Below are 22423 nucleotides of genomic sequence, written 5' to 3' on the forward strand. Positions count from 1 at the left end.
CCGTGGCTTTCGCTATTCGGACGGTCGGGCCTGTCAGGCCGTCCACGCAAATATTTTGCCCGGGTTCATCAAATTATGCGGATCGAGTGCGTGCTTGATCGCGCGCATCGTGTCGACGGCATCGGCGCCGTGTTCTTCCACGAGGAAGTCCATCTTGTGCAGCCCAACGCCGTGCTCGCCCGTGCAGGTGCCGTCCATGGCGAGCGCGCGCTCCACGATGCGGCGGTTCAGCCGCTCGGCTTCCTCGATCTCCTCGGGCTTGCCCGGGTCGAGCAGCATGGCCACGTGGAAGTTGCCGTCGCCCACATGGCCTACGATCGGGCAGAGCAGCGGCGACGTCTTCAGGTCGGCTTCCGTTTCGATCACGCATTCGGCGAGGCGCGAGATCGGCACACACACGTCGGTCGTCACGGCGCGGCAGCCGGGCCGCAATTGCAGCATCGCGAAGTAAGCATTGTGGCGGGCGTTCCACAGGCGGCTGCGCTCTTCGGGGCGGGTTGCCCATTCGAAGCCCTCGCCGCCGTTGTGCGCGGCGATCTCCTGCACCTGTTGCGCCTGTTCGTCGACGCTCGCGGCCGTGCCATGAAACTCGAAGAAAAGCGTAGGCGCTTCACGCAGCGTCAGATTCGAATAGCGATTGATCGAGCGCACGGCGAGCGAATCGATGAACTCCACGCGCGCAATCGGCACGCCTGTCTGGATCGTCTCGATCACCGCGCGCACGGCATCGGCCATCGAATGAAACGTGCAGACGGCAGCCGATACCGCGTCCGGTTGCGGGTAGAGCCGCAAGGTGATTTCGGTGATGACGCCGAGCGTGCCTTCGGAGCCGACGAAAAGGCGCGTGAGGTCGTATCCCGCCGACGACTTGCGTGCGCGCGTGCCGGTCTTGATGACGCGGCCATCGGCGAGCACGGCAGTGAGGCCGAGCACGTTCTCGCGCATCGTGCCGTAGCGCACGGCGTTGGTGCCGGAGGCGCGCGTCGCGGACATGCCGCCGATGCTCGCATCCGCGCCGGGATCGATCGGGAAGAAGAGGCCGGTGTCGCGCAGCGCTTCGTTGAGCTGCTTGCGCGAGATGCCGGGTTCGACGGTCGCCGTGAGGTCTTCCGCGTTGATCGACAGTACGCGGTTCATTTCCGAGAGGTCGATCGACACGCCGCCCTCAACGGCCAGCAGGTGGCCTTCGAGCGACGATCCGCTGCCGTAGGGGATGATCGGCGCGCCATACTGCGCGCACAGCTTGACTGCGGCCTGGACGTCTTCGGTGCTGCTCGCGAACACGACGGCATCGGGCAGTTGCGGGTCATAGCGCGACTCGTCGCGGCCATGGTGGGCGCGCACGGCTTCGGAAGTGGAGAAGCGGTTGCCGAACGCTTCACGCAGCTTGTCGACGAGTTCGGCGGCGAACGGCCGGCGTGCGGCTACCGGCGGCGCAGGGTGATTCACGCGGAGGTCTCCTTCGTGTGTAGACGTCGTTCTCTGCCCGGGCCATTCTACGCTGAACGATCGCGCCCGACCGTCGCCGCCGTGTGCGAAACGCGGCGAAACGCGGCGAAACGCGGCGAAACCTATAATGTCGGCCACGCGCAGCGGCGCGCTAAAACACGTTTCAGGAGGACCCATCATGGGCAATCGGCTGAGCAAGATCGCGACGCGAACCGGCGACGACGGCACAACCGGGCTTGGCGACGGCAGTCGCGTGCGCAAGGACGACTTGCGCATCGCTGCGATCGGCGACATCGACGAACTCAATTCGCAGATCGGCGTGCTGCTCTGCGAGTCGCTGCCCGACGACGTGCGCGCGGCACTCACGGCGATCCAGCACGATCTCTTCGACCTTGGCGGCGAACTTTGTATTCCCGGTCATACGCTCGTGACCGATGCGCATCTGGCGCGGCTCGATGGCTGGCTGGCCGACTACAACGCGGCGCTGCCGCCGCTCAAGGAATTCATCTTGCCGGGCGGCTCGCGCGCAGCGGCGCTCGCGCATGTGTGCCGAAGCGTGTGCCGGCGCGCCGAACGCGCCGTGGTCGCGCTCGGGGCGCAGGGTGCATCGGCGGGACAGAGTGCGCCCCTTGCCGATACGCCGCGCCGCTACGTGAACCGGCTTTCGGATCTGTTGTTCGTGCTCGCGCGTGTGCTCAATCGCGTGAACGGTGGAGACGACGTGTACTGGCACCACGACCGTGGCGCATCGGCGGGCTGATGAGTTGAAATGCGCAGTTGAAACGCGGCGCCGAAGGCCAGCTCAGGCACCCCGATAAAAAGGGGTGAATCTCTTAGCATAGTCGGGGTCGGAGTGGATACGGGCATGTGCGGCAAAATGCCCTGATATTGAGCCATGTCAAAGAAGTATCCTATTCGCATCTTTCACGCGGAGAAACTGAATGACTGCGCTTACCGCCGACCAGATGGCCCTCGTCAAGGCCACGGCACCTGTATTTGCCGAGCACGGCGCCACGATCACGAAGCATTTCTACAAGCGGATGTTCAATGCGCATCCCGAGCTGAAGAACCTCTTTAACCAGACGCACCAGCAAAGCGGCACTCAGCCCGAGACGCTTGCGCGCGCCGTCTACGCGTACGCGGCGAACATCGACAATCTGGGCGCGCTCGGCGGCGCGGTCACGCATATCGCTCACAAGCACGCGAGCCTGAATATCCGTCCCGAGCACTATCCGATCGTCGGGCGCCATCTGCTGGGCGCCGTCGCCGACGTGCTGGGCGACGCCGTCGATCAACCGACGCTCGACGCCTGGACGCTCGCTTACGAACAACTCGCGCAGATCATGATCGGCACCGAGGCGAAGCTGTACGACGGCGCGTCGTGGAGCGGCTTCCGTCCGTTCAAGGTGATCCGCAAGCACGTGGAAAGCAGCGAGATCACGTCGTTCTATCTCGCCCCCGCCGACGGTTCGTCCGCAGGCGGCTTCCAGCCCGGCCAGTACGTGAGCGTGAAGCGCTTCGTCGACCAGCTCGGCGTCGACCAGCCGCGTCAGTACAGCCTCTCGGATGCGCCGCACGGCCGCTGGCTGCGCATCTCGGTCAAGCGCGAAGCGGGCCGCGCCGACACGCAGCCGGGCCACGTTTCGAACCTCATGCATGACGGTGTCGAGGCCGGTACCGTCGTTCACGTCAGCGCGCCGATGGGCGAATTCACGCTCGACCGCTCGAACGACACGCCGGTCGTGCTGATGAGCGGCGGCGTCGGCATCACGCCGATGGCGTCGATGCTCGCCACGCTCATGATCGAAAGCGACACGCGCCCCGTCACGTTCGTGCACGCCTGCCGCAATGCGAGCGTTCACGCGTTTCGCGACTGGCTGCACGAAGTCGCCGATGGCCATCCGAACTTCCGTCGCGCGGTGTTCTACGAGAACGCGAGCGCGCAGGATCGTGCGGGCGTCGATTACGACTTCGAGGGCCGGCTCGATATCGGCCGCATCGAAGAGGCCGTGCTCGTGCCCAACGCCGACTACTATCTGTGCGGCCCGGTTGCGTTCATGCGCGAGCAGCGTGAAGCGCTCGTCGCGCGCGGCGTCGACGAGCAGCGCATCCATACGGAGATCTTCGGCTCGGGCATGCTCGATTAAACGCCGTTCGTAGCAGCACAAAAAGCGAAAGCCCCGGCGCGAGCCGGGGCTTTTGCACATCTCATTGCCGTGCCGGGCGAGGCACGGGTGAAAAGGATCCGCGGCTCAGTTGCCGCTGCCGCGCGCGACGCGGCGCAGCCTGACGCTTTGCGCGAGCCCTTCGAGCAGCGTCACGCTTTCGTCCCAGGCGATGCACGCATCGGTGATGCTCTGGCCATAGGTGAGCGCGCAACCTTCTTTCAGGTCCTGGCGGCCCGCCACGAGATGCGACTCGACCATCACGCCGATGATGCGCTCGTCGCCTTCCGCGACCTGGCGGCCGATCTCGGCGCACACGGGAATCTGGTTCTCGTGCTTCTTCGAGCTGTTCGCGTGGCTCGCGTCGATCATCAGGCGCGCGGCGAGTCCGGACTTGCCGATGTCGGCGCAGGCGGCGTTCACGCTGTCGGCATCGTAGTTCGGGATCTTGCCGCCGCGCAGAATCACATGGCAATCCTCATTACCGGCCGTCGAGACGATGGCCGAATGGCCGCCCTTCGTGACCGAGAGGAAATGGTGCGGCTGCGAAGCGGCCTTGATGGCATCGACGGCGATCTTCACGTTGCCGTCCGTGCCGTTCTTGAAGCCGACCGGGCACGACAGGCCCGAAGCCAGTTCGCGGTGCACCTGCGACTCGGTCGTGCGCGCGCCGATGGCGCCCCACGAAACCAGATCGGCGAGGTACTGCGGGCTGATCATGTCGAGATATTCGGTGGCGGCGGGCAGGCCCAGGTCGTTCAGACGCACGAGCAGTTCGCGCGCGGTGCGCAGGCCGTCGTTGATCTTGAAGCTGTTGTCGAGGTACGGATCGTTGATGAGGCCCTTCCAGCCCACCGTCGTGCGCGGCTTTTCGAAGTACACGCGCATCACGATTTCCAGCTCGCCCGCGAAGCGCGAGCGCATCGGCAGCAGCTTTTCGGCGTATTCGACCGCGGCCTTCGTGTCGTGGATCGAGCACGGGCCGATTACGACGATCAGGCGGTCGTCCATGCCGTGCAGGATGCGGTGCAGCGCCTCGCGCGTGTCGTGAATCAGGTTCGATGCGGCCTCGGAGCATGGGAACTCGCGGATCAGGTGCGCGGGCGGCGTGAGTTCTTTGAGTTCCCGAATGCGGACGTCATCGGTATTGTGCGGGGGCATGGCGGTTTCTCCTGATCCTGTGCGTAGCGTGCCGGCGGTCGAGCTTTGGCCTGCGGCGAAATCGGTTTAGATGAAAATTGCTGCTCGGTTGCGTGATAGCTAAAAATGCGGGCTAAAAAAAAACCGCCAGGTTCGCTGGCGGTTTTTCGTGTATTCGGGTCTTGCACGTGCAATCAACCCTCTCGATCCGCCAGCGGTCTGAGATGCCAGTAAAAGCTAAAGTAAAACTGGTTGGCGAACATGGCGGACTGCGTTCCGGAACGTAAGGTTCGTCGAAAAGGTTAATCGACTTTATAACCCGATCGAGTTGGCACTGACAAGTGCTGCGGCGCAAAAACGCGGTATTCGTGCGGCAATTGTGAACCAGATGCGGAATTCTCGCATCCGGATGCACAATTTCCGCGTTACCGCGCATGGGATCAAACGGTCAAACGGTGCCGCCGACAGTCATGCGATCGATGCGCAGCGTCGGCTGGCCGACGCCCACCGGCACGCTCTGGCCTTCCTTGCCGCACACGCCCACACCCGAGTCGAGTTTCATGTCGTTGCCGATCATGCTCACGTACTTGAGCGACTCGGGGCCGCTGCCGATCAGCGTCGCGCCCTTCACCGGATACGTGATCTTGCCGTTCTCGATCATGTACGCCTCGGAGGCCGAAAACACGAACTTGCCGTTCGTGATGTCGACCTGACCGCCGCCGAAGTTCACCGCATAGAGGCCGTTCTTCACCGAAGCGATGATCTCCTGCGGGTCCTTGTCGCCGTTGAGCATGTAGGTGTTGGTCATGCGCGGCATCGGCAGCGCGGCGTACGACTCGCGGCGCGCGTTGCCGGTCACCGGCATCTTCATCAGGCGCGCATTGAGCGAATCCTGGATATAGCCCTTCAGGATGCCGTCTTCGATGAGCGTCGTGCACTGCGTCGGGTTGCCCTCGTCGTCGATGTTGAGCGAGCCGCGGCGGTTCGGCAGCGTGCCGTCGTCCACGACTGTCACGCCCTTCGCGGCGACCCGTTCGCCGATGCGTCCCGCGAACGCCGACGAGCCCTTGCGATTGAAATCGCCCTCGAGCCCGTGGCCGATCGCCTCGTGCAGCAGCACGCCGGGCCAGCCCGGCCCGAGCACGACGGTCATCGCGCCCGCGGGCGCCGGGCGCGCCTCAAGATTGACGAGCGCCGCGTGAACGGCGTCGTCCACGTACTTCGAGAGCACGTCGTCGGAGAAGTAGCCGTAGTCGAAGCGTCCGCCGCCGCCGCCGTTGCCGATTTCGCGCCGGCCGTTCTGCTCGGCGATCACGGTCACCGACACGCGCACGAGCGGGCGGATGTCCGCTGCGAGCACACCGTCGCTGCGCGCGACGAGCACCACGTCGTATTCGCCCGCGAGCGCCGCCATCACCTGCGTGATGCGCGGATCGCGGCTGCGAGCCATCTGCTCGACGCGTTCGAGCAGCTTGACCTTTTCGGTGGCTTCGAGCGAGCTGAGCGGATCGGCCGGCAGATACAGATCGCGGCCAGCGATGCCCTTGAGCGACGTCGCGACCTTGATCTTCTGCTTGCCGCCACCCGCCTTCGCGATCGAGCGTGTGGCGATGGCGGCCTGGCGGATCGCTTCGGGCGTGAGGTCGTCCGAATACGCGAATGCGGTGCGCTCGCCGGACACGGCGCGCACGCCGACGCCCTGGTCGATGCTGAAGCTGCCCGATTTGACGATGCCTTCTTCGAGGCTCCACGCTTCGCTGCGCGTGGTCTGGAAGTAGAGGTCGGCGTAGTCGACGCGATGCGTGAAGATCTCGCCGAGCGTGCGCGTGAGCACCGCCTCGTCGAGGCCGTAAGGCGCGAGGAGCAGGTCCTTCGCGGTCGCCAGATTGCGAGCGCCCTGGAGGAAATCCCCTCGGGGGAGGCCGGGTTCGATGATGTTCATGCGTGCGATGCGTGCGGTATGGAAAGTCCGATAAGGTAGATTCGGGCGGGGCGCCGCTTTATCAAGCCGGGCTGCCGGTGCGCCGTTGGTCCGGTCGTTTTTGTCGTTTCAGTGCGCTCAGTTGCAGTCGAGCACGCGATGCCGCCACGCGGGCAGGCTGGCGCGCACGGCGGCGATGCGCTCGAGGTCGATGTCGCCCGCCACGACGCCGCAGCCCTCGTCGAGCACGTCCATCACTTCGCCCCACGGGTCGATCAGCATGCTGTGACCCCAGGTGCGGCGACCGTTCTCGTGCTGCCCGCCTTGCGCGGCGGCCAGCACGTAGCACTGGTTTTCGATGGCGCGGGCGCGCAACAGCGTCTGCCAGTGGGCGCGGCCCGTCGTGTACGTGAACGCCGACGGCACCACCATCAGCGCGCAATCGCCCATGCGGCGGTACAGCTCGGGAAAGCGCAGATCGTAGCAGACGGACAGGCCGACACGGCCAAATGGCGCATCGAATGTGCGCACCTCGTTGCCTGGGCGGATCGTGCGCGCTTCGTCGAACGATTCCGCGCCTCTTTCGAAGCTGAACAGGTGGATCTTGTCGTAGCGCGCGACTTCCTCGCCGCGCGGGTCGAAAACGAGCGTCGTGTTGAGCACGCGGTTTTCGTCCTGGGCCGGGTCGGCCACGCGGAGCGGCAATGTGCCGCCGATCACCCAGACCTGATGTTGCGCCGCCATATCGGCGAGAAAACGCTGGATCGGGCCGTCGCGCCAGGGCTCGCGGACCTTCAGCTTGTCGCTGTCCTTGTAGCCCATGAAGCAGAAATATTCGGGCAGCAACACGAGCTGCGCGCCGTTTGCGGCCGCCTCGGCGATCAGGCGCCCGGCTTCGGCGAGATTGCGCTCGGGCTCGGGCGTGCTGACCATCTGCAGCGCGGCGACGCGAAACGGCGAAATGCGGGAAAGACTCATCGACGGATCTTGAACTGGCTCTGAAACGAGGCCGCGCAAGGCGGCTGGATGGCTGGCGGCGCTGCCGGGCGCCACGTCGGCCGGCACGGCAGGCGAGGCGGCCGCACGGCTTCGGTCACTGACTCGCGCCCGCTTGTGAGCAACACGCGCAAACTCCGCGCCCGCGAGCGCCCTGACCCGAAGCCGCCTGCGACCAGTGCGCCGCGCATGGTGCCGCTTTTCGCGTGGCTCATTGCGTGGATTATTGCGCGGATCACTTCGCGGTGGCGGGCGTCAGCGGGTTCATCTTACCCTGATCGCCGCGCAGCCGCTCGACGTGCGGTTTGGACCACGGCCCCGTAATCGTGTAGTCGAGCGTGAACGCCGTTTCGATCGTCCGGGACAGCGCGAAATCGGCAACCAGGGCGCCGAGGCCGATCAGCGGATTGACCACCGCCGCCGCGATGACCCCCGCGCCCGCGCTGAGCGTCGGCACGACATGCACATGCAGATCCTGGGTCTGGTGCACGAGGTCCACGGTGCCGGTCATCTGGGCGCGGGCCGGCGCGGCGACGAGCTTGAAATCGTCGGTGCGGCCGATGCCGTCCCCGATCCGGCTCGTTCCCGTGACGCTCGTGAAGGGCAGGCCTTCGCCGATCACGTCGCGGAAATCCATGGTTGCGAAGCGCGCGACACTTTGCAGGCTCAGCACACCGAGGAGTTTTGCCAGGCCCGGATCGACGCGCAGGATCTGGCCGTGGCGCAGATCGACCGCGAGGCTGCCGTTGAGTGACGGGTAATCGATCTTCGTCGGCCCGCCGTGCCAGGCCACCTTGCCCGAGAGCGTGCCTTCGCCGCCCTTGAGCGTGCCCGGCATGCCCGCGCGTTCGAGCAGCGCGCCCGCGTCGGTCACGTCGAGGCGGAAGTCGAGCGCGGTGCGGCGCGGCGTCGGCATCTCCATGTCCGGGCCGATGTCGCCGACCGTGCGCCAGTTCCCCGTGGCGCTCAGGTGCGCGGCCGGGTTGGTGATGTCGAGTGCGTCGAGCTGCCAGACCGGCACGCCGTTTTCGTCGAAATTGTGCGCGTTGACCTGCAGGCGGCCGAAGTCGTGGCCGCGCACGATCAGCTGGTTCACGATGAGGTCGACTGCCGGCATGTTCTGCACCGGCGCCGAGATCGCCTGGCCGAGCAGGTCGTTTTCGGTGGCGGCGGGCACGACAAGGCGCGCGAGGCGCGCTTCGAGCGTCCCGGGCGACCCGGGGACGGCGCCGGGTTTCCACGAGAGGTGGCCGGAGACCTGGTTCGACGCGAGGTTCGCCTGCCAGTCCCGGCCGCTGCGCGTGGCGCCGACGACGACGTTTTCCCAGTGGCGCTTGAGCAGCGTGAGCGTGCCGACGTGGACCGCGAAGCGCGACGGCACGTATTGCGCGAACGCGCCGCCCGGCATGAGCTGGGCGACGGCTGACGAAGCGGCGTCTGCCGGTGCGGCGGCAGCGGCGGTGGCCGGAGACGTCGTGCTTCGTTCTGGTGCTGACGGGCGGCGGGACGCGGCCGGGTTTGTCTGTGGGTTTGCCTGCACTGCGGCGGCGCTTGAGGAAGCGCGGCGCTCAGGCGCTGCGCCGCTCGCCGACTGGCGCGCAGCCGTGGCGCTTGCCGCGGGGAGCCCGTAGGTGCCCGGCGCGCTGGACGTGGCGGCGCTTACGCCCGAAGCACCAGTCGCGACACCAGCAGTACCAGCAGCAGTACCAGCAGCAGTACCAGCATTACCAGCATTACCAGCATTACCAGCAGCATCAGGCCCAGCACCAGTTGCAGCACCCGCACCCGCACCCGCACCCGCACCCGCACCCGCACCCGCACCCGCACCCGCACCCGCACCCGCACCCGACGCCCCGCGAATCTCCAGCACGACGCGCCGCCAGGCATCGGCATCGAAGGCGGGCATGTCGACGGCGGCGATCACGCCTTCCTGAGGCAACTCCAGCGGCCGGTTCATCGCGATCGCCCCGCGCACCACGTCCGGCACATGCCCCGGGACGCGCCGCAGCACGTAGCGCGCGACGAGCGGACCGAGCGTCACGTCCGCGTGCTCGAACGGCGCAGGATTCCCCGCGTCGCTGCCGTCGCCCGCGCCGGGCTGCAGTTCGGCGCGCAGCGGCATCGGCGTTCCGGCGGTCTTGCCGAACGGCGCGGGCAGGTCGAGCGCGAGGTCGGTCAGATCCGAACTCGCCTTCACGTCCGGCAGATGGCCCCGCGCGCCGCGCACGGCGAGCGTATACGGCGCCTGTCCGCTCATGCGGCCGAGCACGGCGGCCGCCGTGCCGTGCAGATCCAGCCTGCGCGCGGCATCGACGGCGACGTTGCCCGCCACATTGAGCGCGTAGCGGCCGTTTTCGCGCAGCCCGCCATTCGCGCTCAGCGTGCCGCCGAGAAAACGTGCTGTCAGCCGGTCGGACTGCGCGCTGCGGTTGGTGAAACGCAGACGCCCGGCGAGGTTCGAAACCGGCGGGATGTTCTCGAACGCAAGCTGGTTGCCCTCGAAACCGATGGCGCCCTGCGCGCGCACCTGCGGCTTCGGTATGCGCGGGATGGTCAGCGTGAGCGCGAGCGTCGCCGGTCCTTGCGCGCGCACCTTCTCGCCCATGTGTTTCGACATGTAGCCCAGCGAGCTCTTGTTCGCGTAGTCGAGCAGGTCCGCGAGCGGCCCGCGGCCATTGCCCGCGATGACGAGATCGGAGCCTTTCGTGCCGAGGTCGTCGATGCGGCCGTTCACGTCGCGCAACACGAAGTTGCGATAGCGGCCGCGCGCGACGTCGAAGCGCAGCTTGTTTTCGTGCAGCTGGAACAGGCCGTCGATGTCGGTGAAGGTGGGCCACACGTTCGGCATGCCGTTGCGCAGCCTGCGCGGCGGGAATGGCGACGGGTCGAAGCTGCCGCCGGTAAACGGCGCGACGATGCGGAACTGGCCCGCGTCCGGTACGCGCGAATAGGGGAACTGGGTCAGGTCGCCGTGGACCTCGATCGTGGCGCCGCGCGAGATGCCCGCCTGCAGGCCATGGCCGAGATAGTTGCGCGTGTGCTCGCTCATGCTCGTCGGCAAGTAGCGCGGAATCGCCTTGACCTGCGCCCGTGCGAAATCGGCCTTCAGGTCGAGCGCGCCGCGTCCGTGGCCGGGATTCGCGTAGCGCGCCGTCATCGTCGCGCTCGCGTCTTCGTTCTCGACGCCGAGCTTCGAGACATCGACTTCGAACGCCTTGTGCGTGTCGCCCGCCTTGCGCTGGTCCGCGACCGTCCAGTTCGCCGCGCCGTAGAGCCGGTCGAAGGTGAGGCGCGGATTGTCGAACACGCCCGGCAGCGTCACGGCGGCGCTGGCCGCGTCGAGCCGGATCGTGCCGTGCTTTTCGTCGGCGTCGATATGGCCCCAGAGATTCTCGAAACCGGGCAGGCCCGCGCGCGGGTGGCCGCGCGGCGTGAGGCCCGGCCCCGGCTCCTGGGCCGCCACGCTGATGCCCTGCAGGTCGCCCTTGAAGCGGTAACGGATCACCGGCTCGACGCCCTTTGCGCGCTGCTCGGCGGCGGCTTCGCCCGATTCCGGCGCGGCGCGCTCGAGCGCCAGGTCGTAGTCGGCGACGAGCCCCTGCGGATTGAAGCGCAGCAGCGCATCGAGCACGCGGCCCGGCAGCGGCAGCGCGCGCATGAATTCGGCGAGGATGCCGAGGTCGATGCGGTCGCCCGACACGCTCAGCAACTGGCCGTGCTGGAGCGATTGCTGGCGAAAGCGTCCGTCGAGGGTCGTGAGCGCGAGCGTGCGCACGAGCGGCGTGCCGTCGTCGAGCGGCGGCTGGCCGAGTTCCGCGTGAAAATCGCGCAGTTGCAGCGTGTAGTCGCCGGGCTCCACGCCCACGCGCCACTGGAAGTGCGCGATGGGCAAATCGAGGCGCGGCTGGGTCGGGCGCACCTGCAGCGCGACGTCGGTGCCGTCGAGCACGCCGTCCGCGAAGAGCAGCCGCCCCGAGCTGAAGTGCGCCCAGATCGCGTTGTCGATGCGGCCCGCGAAGGTGGCGATCGGCAGGTGGACGTAGCGGGCGAGCGTCGGCAGATCGACGGGCCCGGTCGAGAAGTACGCGTTGCCGCTCCAGTCGGCGGGCTTGCCGGCCTGCGAGTAGCGCGCATGGGTGAAGTGCGCGCGGAAGTCGAGCGGACCGTGGAACACCGTGCCCTCGCTCGGCGCCTGGAGCGCGATGCGGTGGTCGTAGCCGTCGTTGAGAATCGCGAGGCGGATGTCGTGCAGTGCGAGTTCGGGCACGTCGCGCGTCGCGTCGTGCCAGCGCAGCGTGCCGCCGCGCAGCACGATCGCCTGCTGGCGCATGAGCCAGGTCGTGAAGGTGGCGTTGCCCGTGTGCGCGGTCGGCACGGGCACGCCCGCCACCGTGAACGCGCCGTCGTCCTCGCGGGCGAGCAGCACGTCGGGACGCTCGACGATGATGCTCGACAGCAGCGGCTCGAAGCTCACGAGCGAGCGCCACGAGACCGTCGCGGTGGCGTGGGGGACGTTGAGTGCGATGGCGCCGTGGCGGTCCCGGATCGTGAGGCCGGTGATGTCGATGCCGGGCTGGAAGCCGAGCCAGTGCGGCCCGAGCTTGCCGATGCGGAAATCGGCGTGGATCTTCTCGGAGACGAGGGCTTCGATGCGCGGCCGGAAATTGTCGACCTGCGGCAGCACGATGTAGCGCAGCCCGAGCAGCAGCGCGGCGACGATGAAATAGAGGACGAGCGCAACCGCCGCGAGCACGCGCAGCGTGTGGCGAAGCACCGGGTGATGGTGCGCGGGCGCATCCGGGGGTGTCCGGCTGGCATGTCCGGTTTGACGCGGACCGGCGGGATCGTTTCGCTCGGACATGCTGCTGCGGGTGCGGTATGGTAGCGTTGCGTTCTAACGACGAAATGTATCACAAGGGGCAGTCGCGCCGACCATCCGGAGATGCCTGGATACCGGTATCGCGACTTGTTTGCAGTCTTGCAGTCGGTCTTTCCAGCACGCTTGCGGGCGCGCACTTGCGCCAGGTTTTGCGGCTCGCGTCGATGAGCCGCGCCATCGGGCCGTGCGCCTGCATCACGCGCGCGCCGCTGCCGCGCGCTTATCGAGCGTTTGCGATATCGAGCGTCAGCGCGCCCCGGCGAGACCTGACCGAGCCCCGAGCGAGCCCCGAGCGAGTCCCCACAAAGCCACGCATCCATGACCGACACGACCCTTCTCAGTGCCAGCTATTCCCGTTACGCGGCGCGCGCGTACGCGGCCCGTCCCGGACTCGCGGAGCAGGTCGCGTCGCTCGCCGCCGAACCGCTTGCGCGCGAACGCATCGTCGCGCGGCTCGACGCGCTTTGTGCGCAGGCGGGCGGCGGGTCCGGCATGCCGCTCACCGACGAGCAATTGAAGAAAGCGCTGCGCCAGTTGCGCGTCGAGGTGATCTGCGCGGTGATGGAGCGCGACCTCGGGCGCGTGGCCGACGTCGGCGAAGTCACCGGCACGATGACCGATCTGGCCGAAGTCGCGATCCAGTGTGCGCTCGCGGTCGTCAGCGCCGATCTCGAAACGCTCTTCGGCGAGCCGCGCGGGCCGAACGGCGAGCGTCTCACGCTCGGCGTGGTCGGCATGGGCAAGCTCGGCGGGCGCGAGCTGAACGTTTCGTCGGACATCGATCTCATCTTCGTCTACGAGGACGACGGCGAGACCACGGGCGGCCAGCGCTCGCCGATCGCGACCCAGGACTTCTTCACGCGCGTGGGCAAGCGCCTGATCGGCGCGCTCAGCGACGTGACGGCTGACGGCTTCGTCTTTCGCGTCGACATGCGGCTGCGGCCGAACGGCGATTCGGGGCCGCTCGTGTGCAGCCTCGGCATGCTTGAAGAGTATTTCTACGTGCAGGGCCGCGAGTGGGAGCGCTACGCGTGGATCAAGGGGCGAATCGTCTCGGAGGAAGAGAGCGAGAGCGCGCTGCGCCTCGTCTCGCAACTCGAAGCGCTCGTGAAGCCGTTCGTCTACCGGCGCTATCTCGACTTCGGCGTGATCGGCGCGATCCGCTCGCTGCATGCGCAGATTCGCCATGAAGCGCAGCGACGCGCGCGTATGCGTCCCGACAAGGCGGACGACATCAAGCTCGGGCGCGGCGGCATCCGCGAGATCGAGTTCAGCGCCCAGGTGTTCCAGTTGATTCGCGGCGGCCAGGACGCGGGCTTTCGCGTGCGGCCGACGCTGGCCGTGCTCGGCTACGCGGCGGCGCGCGGGCTGATCGCCCCGGAAGTCTGCACGGACCTCACGCGTGCGTACAACTTCCTGCGCGAACTGGAGCACCGGCTCCAATACCGCGACGACGCGCAGACTCACGCCATGCCGGTCGACCCGGCCGAGCGCGCGGCACTCGCGGGCGCGACGGGCTCGAGCGACTACGCGGCGCTGATGGAGACGCTCAACGCGTATCGCGACACGGTGGAGCGCCAGTTCGACCAGATCTTTGCCGACAAGCTCAACGGCGAGAACGGGTGTGCCGCGGCCGAAGACGGCGCGGCCGCCTGGGTGTGGAGCAGTGTGCTTGCCGAGGACGGCGCCGACGACGAACTGCTCGAACGCCTGAACGAGCTTGGCATCGACGACGCCGCGCTGCTGCTGGTGCGGCTGCGCGGGCTGTGGCGGTCGTCGCGCTATGCCGGGCTGCCGGAGAAGAGCCGCGAGCGCTTCGACACCGTGGCGCAGCGCACGCTCGAAGCCGCGCGCACGCTGGAGCCGCGCGCGCGGCGCGCCGACACGCTCGCGCGCATGTTCGACCTGCTCGATTCGGTGGGCCGGCGCGGCGCTTATCTGGCGCTCCTCACCGAATACCCGGATGCGCTGAGCCGCGTGCTCAAGGTGCTCGGCGCATCGCGCTGGGCGGCGGGTTATCTGATCCGCCATCCGCAACTGCTCGACGAACTGCTCGACGACGAAGCGATCGCGACGCCGTTCGACTGGCCCGAGTTCTCGCGCCAGTTGCGCGCGCGGCTCGCCGCGGCTGCCGACGTCGAGCAGCAGATGGACCTCTTGCGCCACGCGCACCAGGCCGAAGTGTTCCGCATCCTGTTGAACGATCTGGCGGGCCGGCTTTCGGTGGAGCACGTGAGCGACCGGCTCTCCGAACTCGCCGATGCCGTGCTCGACGTGACCATCGAAACGGTGTGGCAGCAGTTCTCGAAGCGTCACCGCGACGTGCCGCGTTTCGCGGCGATCGCGTATGGGAAGCTGGGCGGCAAGGAGCTCGGCTATGCGTCGGACCTCGACCTGATCTTCCTCTACGACGACGCGGATGAGCGCGCTTCGGAAATCTACGCCATGTTCGCGCGCCGCCTGATTTCGTGGCTGACCACGGCGACGGGCGCGGGCACGCTGTTCGACGTCGATCTGCGCCTGCGCCCGAACGGCGAATCGGGGCTGCTCGTCACCGATCTCGACGCGTTCCGCCGCTACCAGTTGCGCGAGGGCGACGCGGCAAACACGGCGTGGGTGTGGGAACACCAGGCGCTCACGCGGGCGCGCTTTTCGGCGGGCGATGCGGCAATCGGCCAAACGTTCGAGGCGATTCGCGTGCAGGTGCTCACCACGCCGCGCGATGCGGCGCCGCTCGCGAAAGAGATCGTCGAGATGCGTCAGCGCGTGGAGGACGGTCATCCGAACCGCACCGAACTCTTCGACCTGAAGCACGACCGCGGCGGCATGGTCGACATCGAGTTTCTCGTGCAGTACTGGGTGCTGCTGCACGCTGCGCAGGACGCCGAACTGATCCGCAATACGGGCAATATCGCGCTGTTGCGCGAGGTGTCGCGCTTCGGGTTGATGAGTGAGGAAGAGGCCGATACGATCGGCTCGGCGTACCGGCTCTATCGCAAGCTGCAGCACCAGTTGCGGCTCGACGGCATGGAGGTGGCGCGCGTCGAGCCGGAGCGTGTGGAGGCCGAGCGCCATGCGGTGCTCGCGTTGTGGAAGCGGGTGTTTGGCTGATACAGCCGACGACCGTCGACTGAACTCAACTCAACTCCGGCCAGCCACGGCTGACTCCGCACGCGTTGGAGTCGCAAAGGAGCACACGGCTCGCGCGCGCTTACGCCGCGAGCATCTCCTTGGCGTGACGCCGTGTCGTGGCGGTGATTTCGAGTCCGCCGAGCATGCGCGCAACTTCCTCGACGCGCCCGGGCTTGTCGAGCGGCGTGACGAGCGAGAGCGTGCCGCCGTTGCCGTCGCCGGACTTCGAAACCTGGAAGTGGTGATCGCCGCGCGCGGCGACTTGCGGCAGGTGCGTGACGCACAGCACCTGGCGCTCGCGCCCGAGCTGATGAAGGAGCCGTCCGACCACTTCCGCGACGCCGCCGCCGATGCCGGTGTCGACTTCGTCGAAGATCAGCGTCGGCGTGAGGCTCGCGGCGCTCGCGATCACGGCGAGCGCGAGACTGATCCGCGCGAGTTCGCCGCCCGAGGCGATCTTCGCGAGCGGCCGCAGCGGCACACCCGCGTGGCCCGCGACGCGAAATTCGATCTGCTCCAGACCGTGTGCGCCGCCGCCCGCGCTGCGCGTGCCGTCGGCGGCATTCGTCGCATTGGTGATTGGCACGAGCGCGACTTCGAAACTGCCGCCCGCCATCGAGAGTTCCTGCATGCCTTGCGTGACCGCTGCGCCGAGCGCGTGCGCAGCGTGCGCGCGCGCCTTCGATAGCTGCTTCGCTTCGATGAGATACGCCTCGTGGGCGCGCTCCGCTGCCGCGCGCAGGCCGTCGAGGTCGGCGGCGGCGTCGAGCGTCGCGAGTTGCGCGCGCCGCGCGGCGTGTTCCTCGGGCAGCGTCTCGGCCTTGAGACGGAACTTGCGCGCCGCCGAGTGGAGCGCTTCAAGACGCTTTTCCACCTGCGCGAGCCGGTCCGGATCGAGTTCGAGCCGCTGCGCGTAGTGCGAGAGCGAGTAGGCGGCTTCCTGCAACTGGATCGCCGCCGGTTCGAGCGCGGCGAGCGCGTCGCCGAGCGCCGGGTCGATCTCCGCGAGATCGCGCAGCTTCGAGACGACCGAGTTCAGGTGCGAGATCATCGCCTCGTCCGACTCGGAGAGCGCGGCGAGCGCGCCCTGGACGCCATCGATCAGATTGGCCGAATGCGAGAGCCGCCGATGCTCGGCGTTGACTTCCTCCCACTCGCCCGGCTGGGGCGCGAGCTTGTCGAGTTCCGCGAGCTGCCAGGCGAGCCGTTCGCGTTCGAGCTGCAGTTCGCGGTCGCGCGACTGCGCGCTTTCGACGGCCTGGCGCGCGTCGCGCGCGGTGCGCCACGCGCGCATGACGGCGGCGGCGAGGTCGGTGAGGCCCGCGTGCGTATCGAAGAGTTCGCGTTGCGCGTCGGGGCGCATCAGCAACTGGTGCGCGTGCTGGCCGTGAATGTCCACGAGCATCTCGCCCACTTCACGCAACTGCGTGAGCGTGGCCGGCGTGCCGTTGATGAACGCCCGCGAGCGTCCGCCGCTGTCCACCACGCGCCGCAGCATCACGATGTCGTCGCCGTCGGGACTCGCGAGCGCGTGCTCGTCGAGCCAGGCGGCGACCTGCGGCGGCGCGTCGAATTCGGCGGTGATGTCGGCGCGCGTCTCGCCCGTGCGCACGACACCCGCGTCGGCGCGCTCGCCGAGCGTGAGCGCGAGCGCATCGATCAGGATGGATTTGCCCGCGCCGGTCTCGCCGGAAAAGACGGAAAAGCCGTTGTCGAATTCGAGGTCGAGCGCCGCGACGATCACGAAGTCGCGAATCGAGAGATGGCGGAGCATGGGTGCGCTGGATTCCGGCTGCTGGCGGTTTGAGTGGGTTGGGCGGCTTGTCGCGCGCTCAGTCTTCGGCGTCGTCCTGCAGTGACGGATGTTCGTTCCAGTGGAGCTTCTTGCGCAGCGTCGCGTAATAGCTGTAGCCGACCGGATGCAGGAACGGCACGATGTGGCGCGAGCGGCGCACCTCGATCACGTCGCCGAGTTCGAGCGCCGTGAACGATTGCATGTCGAAATTCACGTTGACGTCGCGGCCCGCGACGATCTGGATGCTGACCTTGCAGTCGTCGGGCAGCACGATCGGGCGGTTCGAGAGCGCGTGCGGCGCGATCGGCACGAGCACGATGCCGCGCAGCGTCGGATGCAGGATCGGCCCTTGCGACGAGAGCGCGTAGGCGGTCGAGCCCGTGGGCGTGGCGACGATCAGGCCGTCCGAGCGCTGGTTGTACATGAAGCGGCCGTCGACGTTCACGCGCAGTTCCGCCATGCCCGAGAAGCCGCTGCGGTTCACGACAACGTCGTTGAACGCGAGCGCGTGGTAGATCGGTTCGCCGTCGCGCGTGATGCGCGACTCCAGCAGCGCGCGCTCCTCGCGTTCGTAGTGGCCGGCGAGCAGCTGCGGCACGATCTCCTGCATGTCCGAGAACGGAATGTCGGTGATGAAGCCGAGCCGCCCGTGGTTGATGCCGATGAGCGGCGTGTGAAACGGCGCGAGCTGGCGGCCGATGCCGAGCATCGTGCCGTCGCCGCCCAGCACGACGGCGACGTCCGCGCGCGCGCCGATCTCGGCGGGCTGGAGCGCCGGGTAACCGGTTGCGCCGATCTCGGCGGCTGTCTGGGCTTCGAATACCACCTCGGATCCAAGCTTCGCGATGGTCTGTGCGAGCGCGATCAGCGGCCCGCCGATGCCCTGCGTGTTGCTGCGGCCGACAAGCGCAACGGTCTTGAACTGGCTGTGAATCTTCTGGGTCTGCATGGCGGCATTACACCATAGTCAGGTCACGAAAAGAACATGGCGGCGCGGGTGTCAGACCCGTGTCAGCCCCGGGGCTGACGCGCCAGGGGCGTGCAGGCAGCGGCGCTTCGCGCATTTCCCGATGAAATCGGTGACGCCCTGATGACAGCGCTGCACGCCGCCGCACAGCCGTCGCGTGGGCGACATGCCGGGGAGGGCGCCGCCGGGCGCGCACTCGCCGTCGGAGCGCCATTAGGCTAAAATTTTCCGTCATGCTAGATCCTCGCGCACAAACCCTCCTCAAGACGCTGATCGAGCGCTACATCGCCGAAGGTCAGCCGGTCGGTTCGCGCACGCTTTCGCGCTACTCGGGCCTGGAGTTGAGCCCGGCGACGATCCGCAACGTCATGTCGGATCTGGAGGAGCTGGGGCTGGTGTCGAGCCCGCACACGTCGGCGGGGCGCGTGCCCACGCCGCGCGGCTACCGTTTGTTCGTGGACACGATGCTCACCGTCGAGCATGCCGCAGACGACGAGGCCGTCACGCGCGCGGTCAAGACGACGCTGCGTCCGGGCGAGCCGCAGAAGGTGGTGGCCGCCGCCGCGAGCGTGCTTTCGAATCTTTCGCAGTTTGCGGGCGTCGTGCTGACCCCGCGGCGCAGCCACATATTCAAGCAGATCGAGTTCATGCGCCTGTCCGACAAGCGCATCCTGCTCATCATCGTGACGCCCGAAGGCGACGTGCAGAACCGCATCATGGCGACGCAGCGCGACTTCACGCCGTCCGAGCTCATCGAAGCCTCGAATTACATTAACGCACATTTCGCGGGCCTCTCGTTCGACGAAGTGCGCCAGCGCCTGCGCGAGGAAATCAACGCGCTGCGCGGCGACATGACCACGCTCATGCACGCGGCGGTGACGGCGAGCACCGACATCACCGACACCGGCGAGACCGTGCTGATCTCGGGCGAGCGCAACCTGCTCGAAGTGGCCGACCTGTCCTCGGACATGGCGCGGCTGCGCAAGCTCTTCGACGTGTTCGACCAGAAAACGAGCCTGCTGCAGCTGCTCGACGTGTCGAGCCACGCGCAGGGCGTGCAGATCTTCATTGGCGGCGAGTCGAACCTCGTGCCGATCGAGGAAATGAGCGTCGTCACCGCGCCGTACGAGGTGAACGGCCAGATCGTGGGCACGCTCGGCGTGATCGGCCCGACGCGCATGGCGTATAACCGCGTGATTCCCATTGTCGACATTACCGCGCGCCTCCTTTCGCTCACGCTCAGCCAGAACTGAGCACGCTTTCATCATGCGGCAAGCGCGCGCCGCGCGCCATTGGCCGAATGGCCGGGTGGGCGGGCACGACCCGGCCGCTATAATGTTTGCTTTGTGCAACTGTTGCTGCGCTCGCGCGCGGCGCAACTGATCGCCTATGCGTTTCGATCTGGAACGGCCCCTGCAGTCCGCGCTCGCGCATCGTGTCGCGGTGCTGCTCATCAATCTGGGCACGCCCGATGCGCCCACGCCGCGCGCCGTGCGCCGCTACCTGGCGCAGTTCCTGTCCGATCCGCGCGTGGTCGAGATTCCCGCGCCCGTCTGGCAGGTCATCCTGCGCACGATGATCCTGCCGTTTCGCAGCAGTTCGTCGGCGAAGAAATACGCGACCATCTGGTCGCCCGAGGGCTCGCCGTTGCGCGTGCACACGCAGAAGCAGACCGACGGCCTGCGCCATCTGCTCCACGCGAACGACTACCCGGTGATCGTCGATCACGCGATGCGCTACGGCGCGCCGGATATCCCCGCGATCCTGAACCAGCTCAAGCTCGCAGGCGCGGAGCGCATCCTGCTCGTGCCGATGTATCCGCAGTATTCGTCGTCCACCACGGCCACCGCGTTCGACGCCGTATTCGCCGCGCTGCGCCGCATGCGCAACCAGCCGGAAATCCGCACGGTGCGCGCGTATCACGACCATCCCGCCTATATCGCGGCGCTCGCCGCCCAGGTCCACCAGTACTGGCATGCGCATGGCCGGCCCGATTTCGCGGCCGGCGACCGGCTCGTGCTGAGCTTTCACGGCGTGCCGAGCCGCACGCTCGACCTTGGCGACCCGTATCACGACCAGTGCCAGCAAACCGCCTCGCTGCTCATGCACGCCCTCGAACTGACGCCGGTGGAGTGCCGCGTCACGTTCCAGTCGCGTTTTGGCCGTGCGAAGTGGCTCCAGCCCTATACGGCGCCCACGCTGCGCGAACTCGGCCAGGGCGGCGTGCGCCGCGCGGACGTCTTCTGCCCCGGCTTTACCGCCGACTGCCTCGAAACGATCGAGGAAATCGGCATGGAAGTGCGCGACGAGTTTCTCGGCGGCGGCGGCAAGGAGTTTCACCGTATTCCGTGCCTGAATGCGTCGACGGCCTGGATTGCAGCGCTCGGCGAAATCGTTGCGCAGAACCTCCAGGGCTGGCCGGTTCAGACCGCTTTGCCCGCGGGCGCGGCTGCCTGAGTCATTGCATGAGCGCGCACGATTCTGCTGCGGATTCCTCGTATGAACTACAAGATCTCGACTGACCCGTCCGCCCGGCTGCGCATCGACAAGTGGCTGTGGGCGGCCCGTTTCTTCAAGACGCGCTCGCTCGCGTCGGATGCGCTAGGCAAGGGCCGCGTGCGGATCGGCGGCGAGGTCGTGAAGGCGTCGAAGGACGTGCGCGTGGGCGACCTCGTCGAAATCGAGATCGAGCACGTGGTCTGGGAAGTCGAGGTGCTGGGCCTGTGCGATCTGCGCGGCCCGGCGAGCATCGCGCAGACGCTCTACGCGGAGACGGAAACCGGACGCGCGCGGCGCGCAGCCGAACAGGACCGGCGGCGGCTCTTTCGCGAGCCCGCGTCGGCGCTGCACGGCAGGCCGACGAAGCGCGATCGCCGCACTATCGACAAACTTGGGCGTGGGAGTTGAACAACGCGTCCATCGTGGCGTGAATGGCACCGTATTCCGTCGTGTTGTCGGTCACGGCGCCGGACATGCAGATGGTGGTGGTTCCGGCAATGAGTACCAGTGCGACCACCGCAGTTGCAAAGGTCAGTTTCACGGTACTCCCCCGGGAGATTGCACAGCGAAACGGCTGGATTGCAGCCAACTCGATCGGGTGCCCGGCTCGGCCAAAACGTGCTTTGCGCAGGACCTGTTCCTGAGTTTAGGTCAGTGCTGTCGCCCACTCAATTTCATTCTTGCGGCACTGCGGTAATGGTTGTAACGGTGGGTTTCTGTTGCCTTTCGGCGGCGGAAAAAAACCGCCGAAAGCCCTTGAAATCGGCGATCCGGCATCCACGTGCATCTGCGATGCGCAAAGCGGGTGTCGCGCCGTAGCAACATGGCGCGAGGCGCCGGGCCGGTGGCCCGAGGCTTTGCTCCCTTTTTTAAATTTCAACGACGTTCAGCGACATGGAAAACACGCAAGAGAACCCGACGAGCCAGAACCCCACGCCCGCGGACGATCCGTCGCAAGCCGCCGGGGCGGCTGCTGCGGAAGCAGCGACGCAGGGCGGCGTGGACGCCGAACTCGCACAGGCGCAGGCGAAGGTCGCCGAACTGCAGGATGCGTTCATCCGTGCGAAGGCGGAGACCGAAAACGTGCGCCGCCGTGCGCAGGAAGACGTCCAGAAGGCGCACAAGTTCGCCATCGAGAGCTTCGCCGAGCACCTGCTGCCGGTCGTGGACAGCCTCGAAGCGGCTGTTGCTCACGACTCGGACGACCTGGCGAAGGTGCGCGAGGGCGTCGAGCTGACGCTCAAGCAGCTCACGGGCGCGCTGGAAAAAGGCCGCGTCGTCGCCATCGACCCGGCCGGCGAGAAGTTCGATCCGCACCGCCATCAGGCGATTTCGATGGTGCCGTCCGAGCAGGAGGCGAACACCGTCGTCAACGTGCTGCAAAAGGGCTATGTGATCGCCGACCGCGTGCTGCGTCCGGCGCTCGTCACCGTTTCCCAGCCGAAGTAAGCGTAATGAAAGCGCCCGTGCCCGCCGCGAT

The 22423-nt window shown here is 67.2% G+C and carries 13 protein-coding genes and 1 pseudogene; 7 read left to right on the top strand and 7 right to left on the bottom strand.

Annotated elements, in window-relative coordinates; all coding sequences use genetic code 11:
- Window positions 1–33 precede the first annotated feature (33 nt).
- Window positions 34–1449 carry an FAD-linked oxidase C-terminal domain-containing protein gene (locus Q0L30_RS05515; RefSeq protein ID WP_296652315.1) on the bottom strand — a complete coding sequence of 472 codons (1416 nt, stop codon included), beginning with the start codon at window positions 1447–1449 and terminating at the stop codon, window positions 34–36.
- 178 nt (window positions 1450–1627) lie between these two features.
- Between Q0L30_RS05515 and Q0L30_RS05520 the strand changes: the two genes are divergently transcribed.
- Both Q0L30_RS05520 and hmpA read left to right on the top strand, forming a co-directional pair.
- The gene (locus Q0L30_RS05520) at window positions 1628–2209 is read left to right on the top strand and encodes a cob(I)yrinic acid a,c-diamide adenosyltransferase (RefSeq protein ID WP_296652316.1); all 582 of its coding nucleotides are present in this window, start codon (window positions 1628–1630) and stop codon (window positions 2207–2209) included.
- A 181-nt stretch (window positions 2210–2390) separates the two neighbouring features.
- Window positions 2391–3596, top strand: a complete 1206-nt coding sequence (gene hmpA / locus Q0L30_RS05525; RefSeq protein WP_296652320.1) for an NO-inducible flavohemoprotein — start codon at window positions 2391–2393, stop codon at window positions 3594–3596.
- A gap of 105 nt (window positions 3597–3701) precedes the next feature.
- On the opposite strand, the gene aroG is transcribed toward hmpA, so the two are convergent.
- The 4 genes from aroG to Q0L30_RS05545 form a co-directional block, all read right to left on the bottom strand.
- Window positions 3702–4775, bottom strand: coding sequence for a 3-deoxy-7-phosphoheptulonate synthase AroG (gene aroG / locus Q0L30_RS05530; RefSeq protein WP_296652323.1), 1074 nt, complete (start codon window positions 4773–4775; stop codon window positions 3702–3704).
- A gap of 427 nt (window positions 4776–5202) precedes the next feature.
- The gene (gene tldD / locus Q0L30_RS05535) at window positions 5203–6696 is read right to left on the bottom strand and encodes a metalloprotease TldD (protein ID WP_296652327.1); all 1494 of its coding nucleotides are present in this window, start codon (window positions 6694–6696) and stop codon (window positions 5203–5205) included.
- A 117-nt stretch (window positions 6697–6813) separates the two neighbouring features.
- The gene (locus Q0L30_RS05540) at window positions 6814–7653 is read right to left on the bottom strand and encodes a carbon-nitrogen hydrolase family protein (protein ID WP_296652329.1); all 840 of its coding nucleotides are present in this window, start codon (window positions 7651–7653) and stop codon (window positions 6814–6816) included.
- Between the two features lie 253 nt (window positions 7654–7906).
- A complete protein-coding gene (locus Q0L30_RS05545; protein ID WP_296652332.1) occupies window positions 7907–12532 on the bottom strand; it encodes an AsmA-like C-terminal region-containing protein in 4626 nt (1541 codons plus the stop codon).
- A gap of 333 nt (window positions 12533–12865) precedes the next feature.
- Between Q0L30_RS05545 and glnE the strand changes: the two are divergent.
- Window positions 12866–15661 (top strand): annotated as a pseudogene (gene glnE, locus Q0L30_RS05550) (bifunctional [glutamate--ammonia ligase]-adenylyl-L-tyrosine phosphorylase/[glutamate--ammonia-ligase] adenylyltransferase); the annotation flags it as partial.
- Between the two features lie 100 nt (window positions 15662–15761).
- On the opposite strand, the gene recN reads toward glnE, so the two are convergent.
- The gene (gene recN / locus Q0L30_RS05555; protein ID WP_296652335.1) at window positions 15762–17456 is read right to left on the bottom strand and encodes a DNA repair protein RecN; all 1695 of its coding nucleotides are present in this window, start codon (window positions 17454–17456) and stop codon (window positions 15762–15764) included.
- Window positions 17457–17514: 58 nt separating this feature from the next.
- Window positions 17515–18426: an NAD kinase gene (locus tag Q0L30_RS05560; RefSeq protein WP_296652338.1), complete on the bottom strand. Its 912-nt coding sequence runs from the start codon at window positions 18424–18426 to the stop codon at window positions 17515–17517.
- Between the two features lie 251 nt (window positions 18427–18677).
- On the opposite strand from Q0L30_RS05560, the gene hrcA reads away from it, so the two are divergent.
- The 4 genes from hrcA to grpE all read left to right on the top strand — a co-directional run bounded on the left by hrcA (window position 18678) and on the right by grpE (window position 22392).
- Window positions 18678–19697, top strand: coding sequence for a heat-inducible transcriptional repressor HrcA (hrcA, locus tag Q0L30_RS05565; RefSeq protein WP_296652341.1), 1020 nt, complete (start codon window positions 18678–18680; stop codon window positions 19695–19697).
- 136 nt (window positions 19698–19833) lie between these two features.
- Window positions 19834–20901 carry a ferrochelatase gene (gene hemH, locus Q0L30_RS05570; protein WP_296652343.1) on the top strand — a complete coding sequence of 356 codons (1068 nt, stop codon included), beginning with the start codon at window positions 19834–19836 and terminating at the stop codon, window positions 20899–20901.
- A gap of 42 nt (window positions 20902–20943) precedes the next feature.
- Complete coding sequence (locus Q0L30_RS05575; RefSeq protein ID WP_296652346.1) at window positions 20944–21351, top strand: RNA-binding S4 domain-containing protein; 408 nt, start codon at window positions 20944–20946, stop codon at window positions 21349–21351.
- Window positions 21352–21837: 486 nt separating this feature from the next.
- Window positions 21838–22392 carry a nucleotide exchange factor GrpE gene (grpE, locus tag Q0L30_RS05580; RefSeq protein ID WP_296652348.1) on the top strand — a complete coding sequence of 185 codons (555 nt, stop codon included), beginning with the start codon at window positions 21838–21840 and terminating at the stop codon, window positions 22390–22392.
- The last annotated feature ends 31 nt before the right edge of the window (window positions 22393–22423 follow it).

Origin of the sequence: Paraburkholderia sp., assembly GCF_024281035.1 — a bacterium.
Classification (GTDB): domain Bacteria; phylum Pseudomonadota; class Gammaproteobacteria; order Burkholderiales; family Burkholderiaceae; genus Paraburkholderia.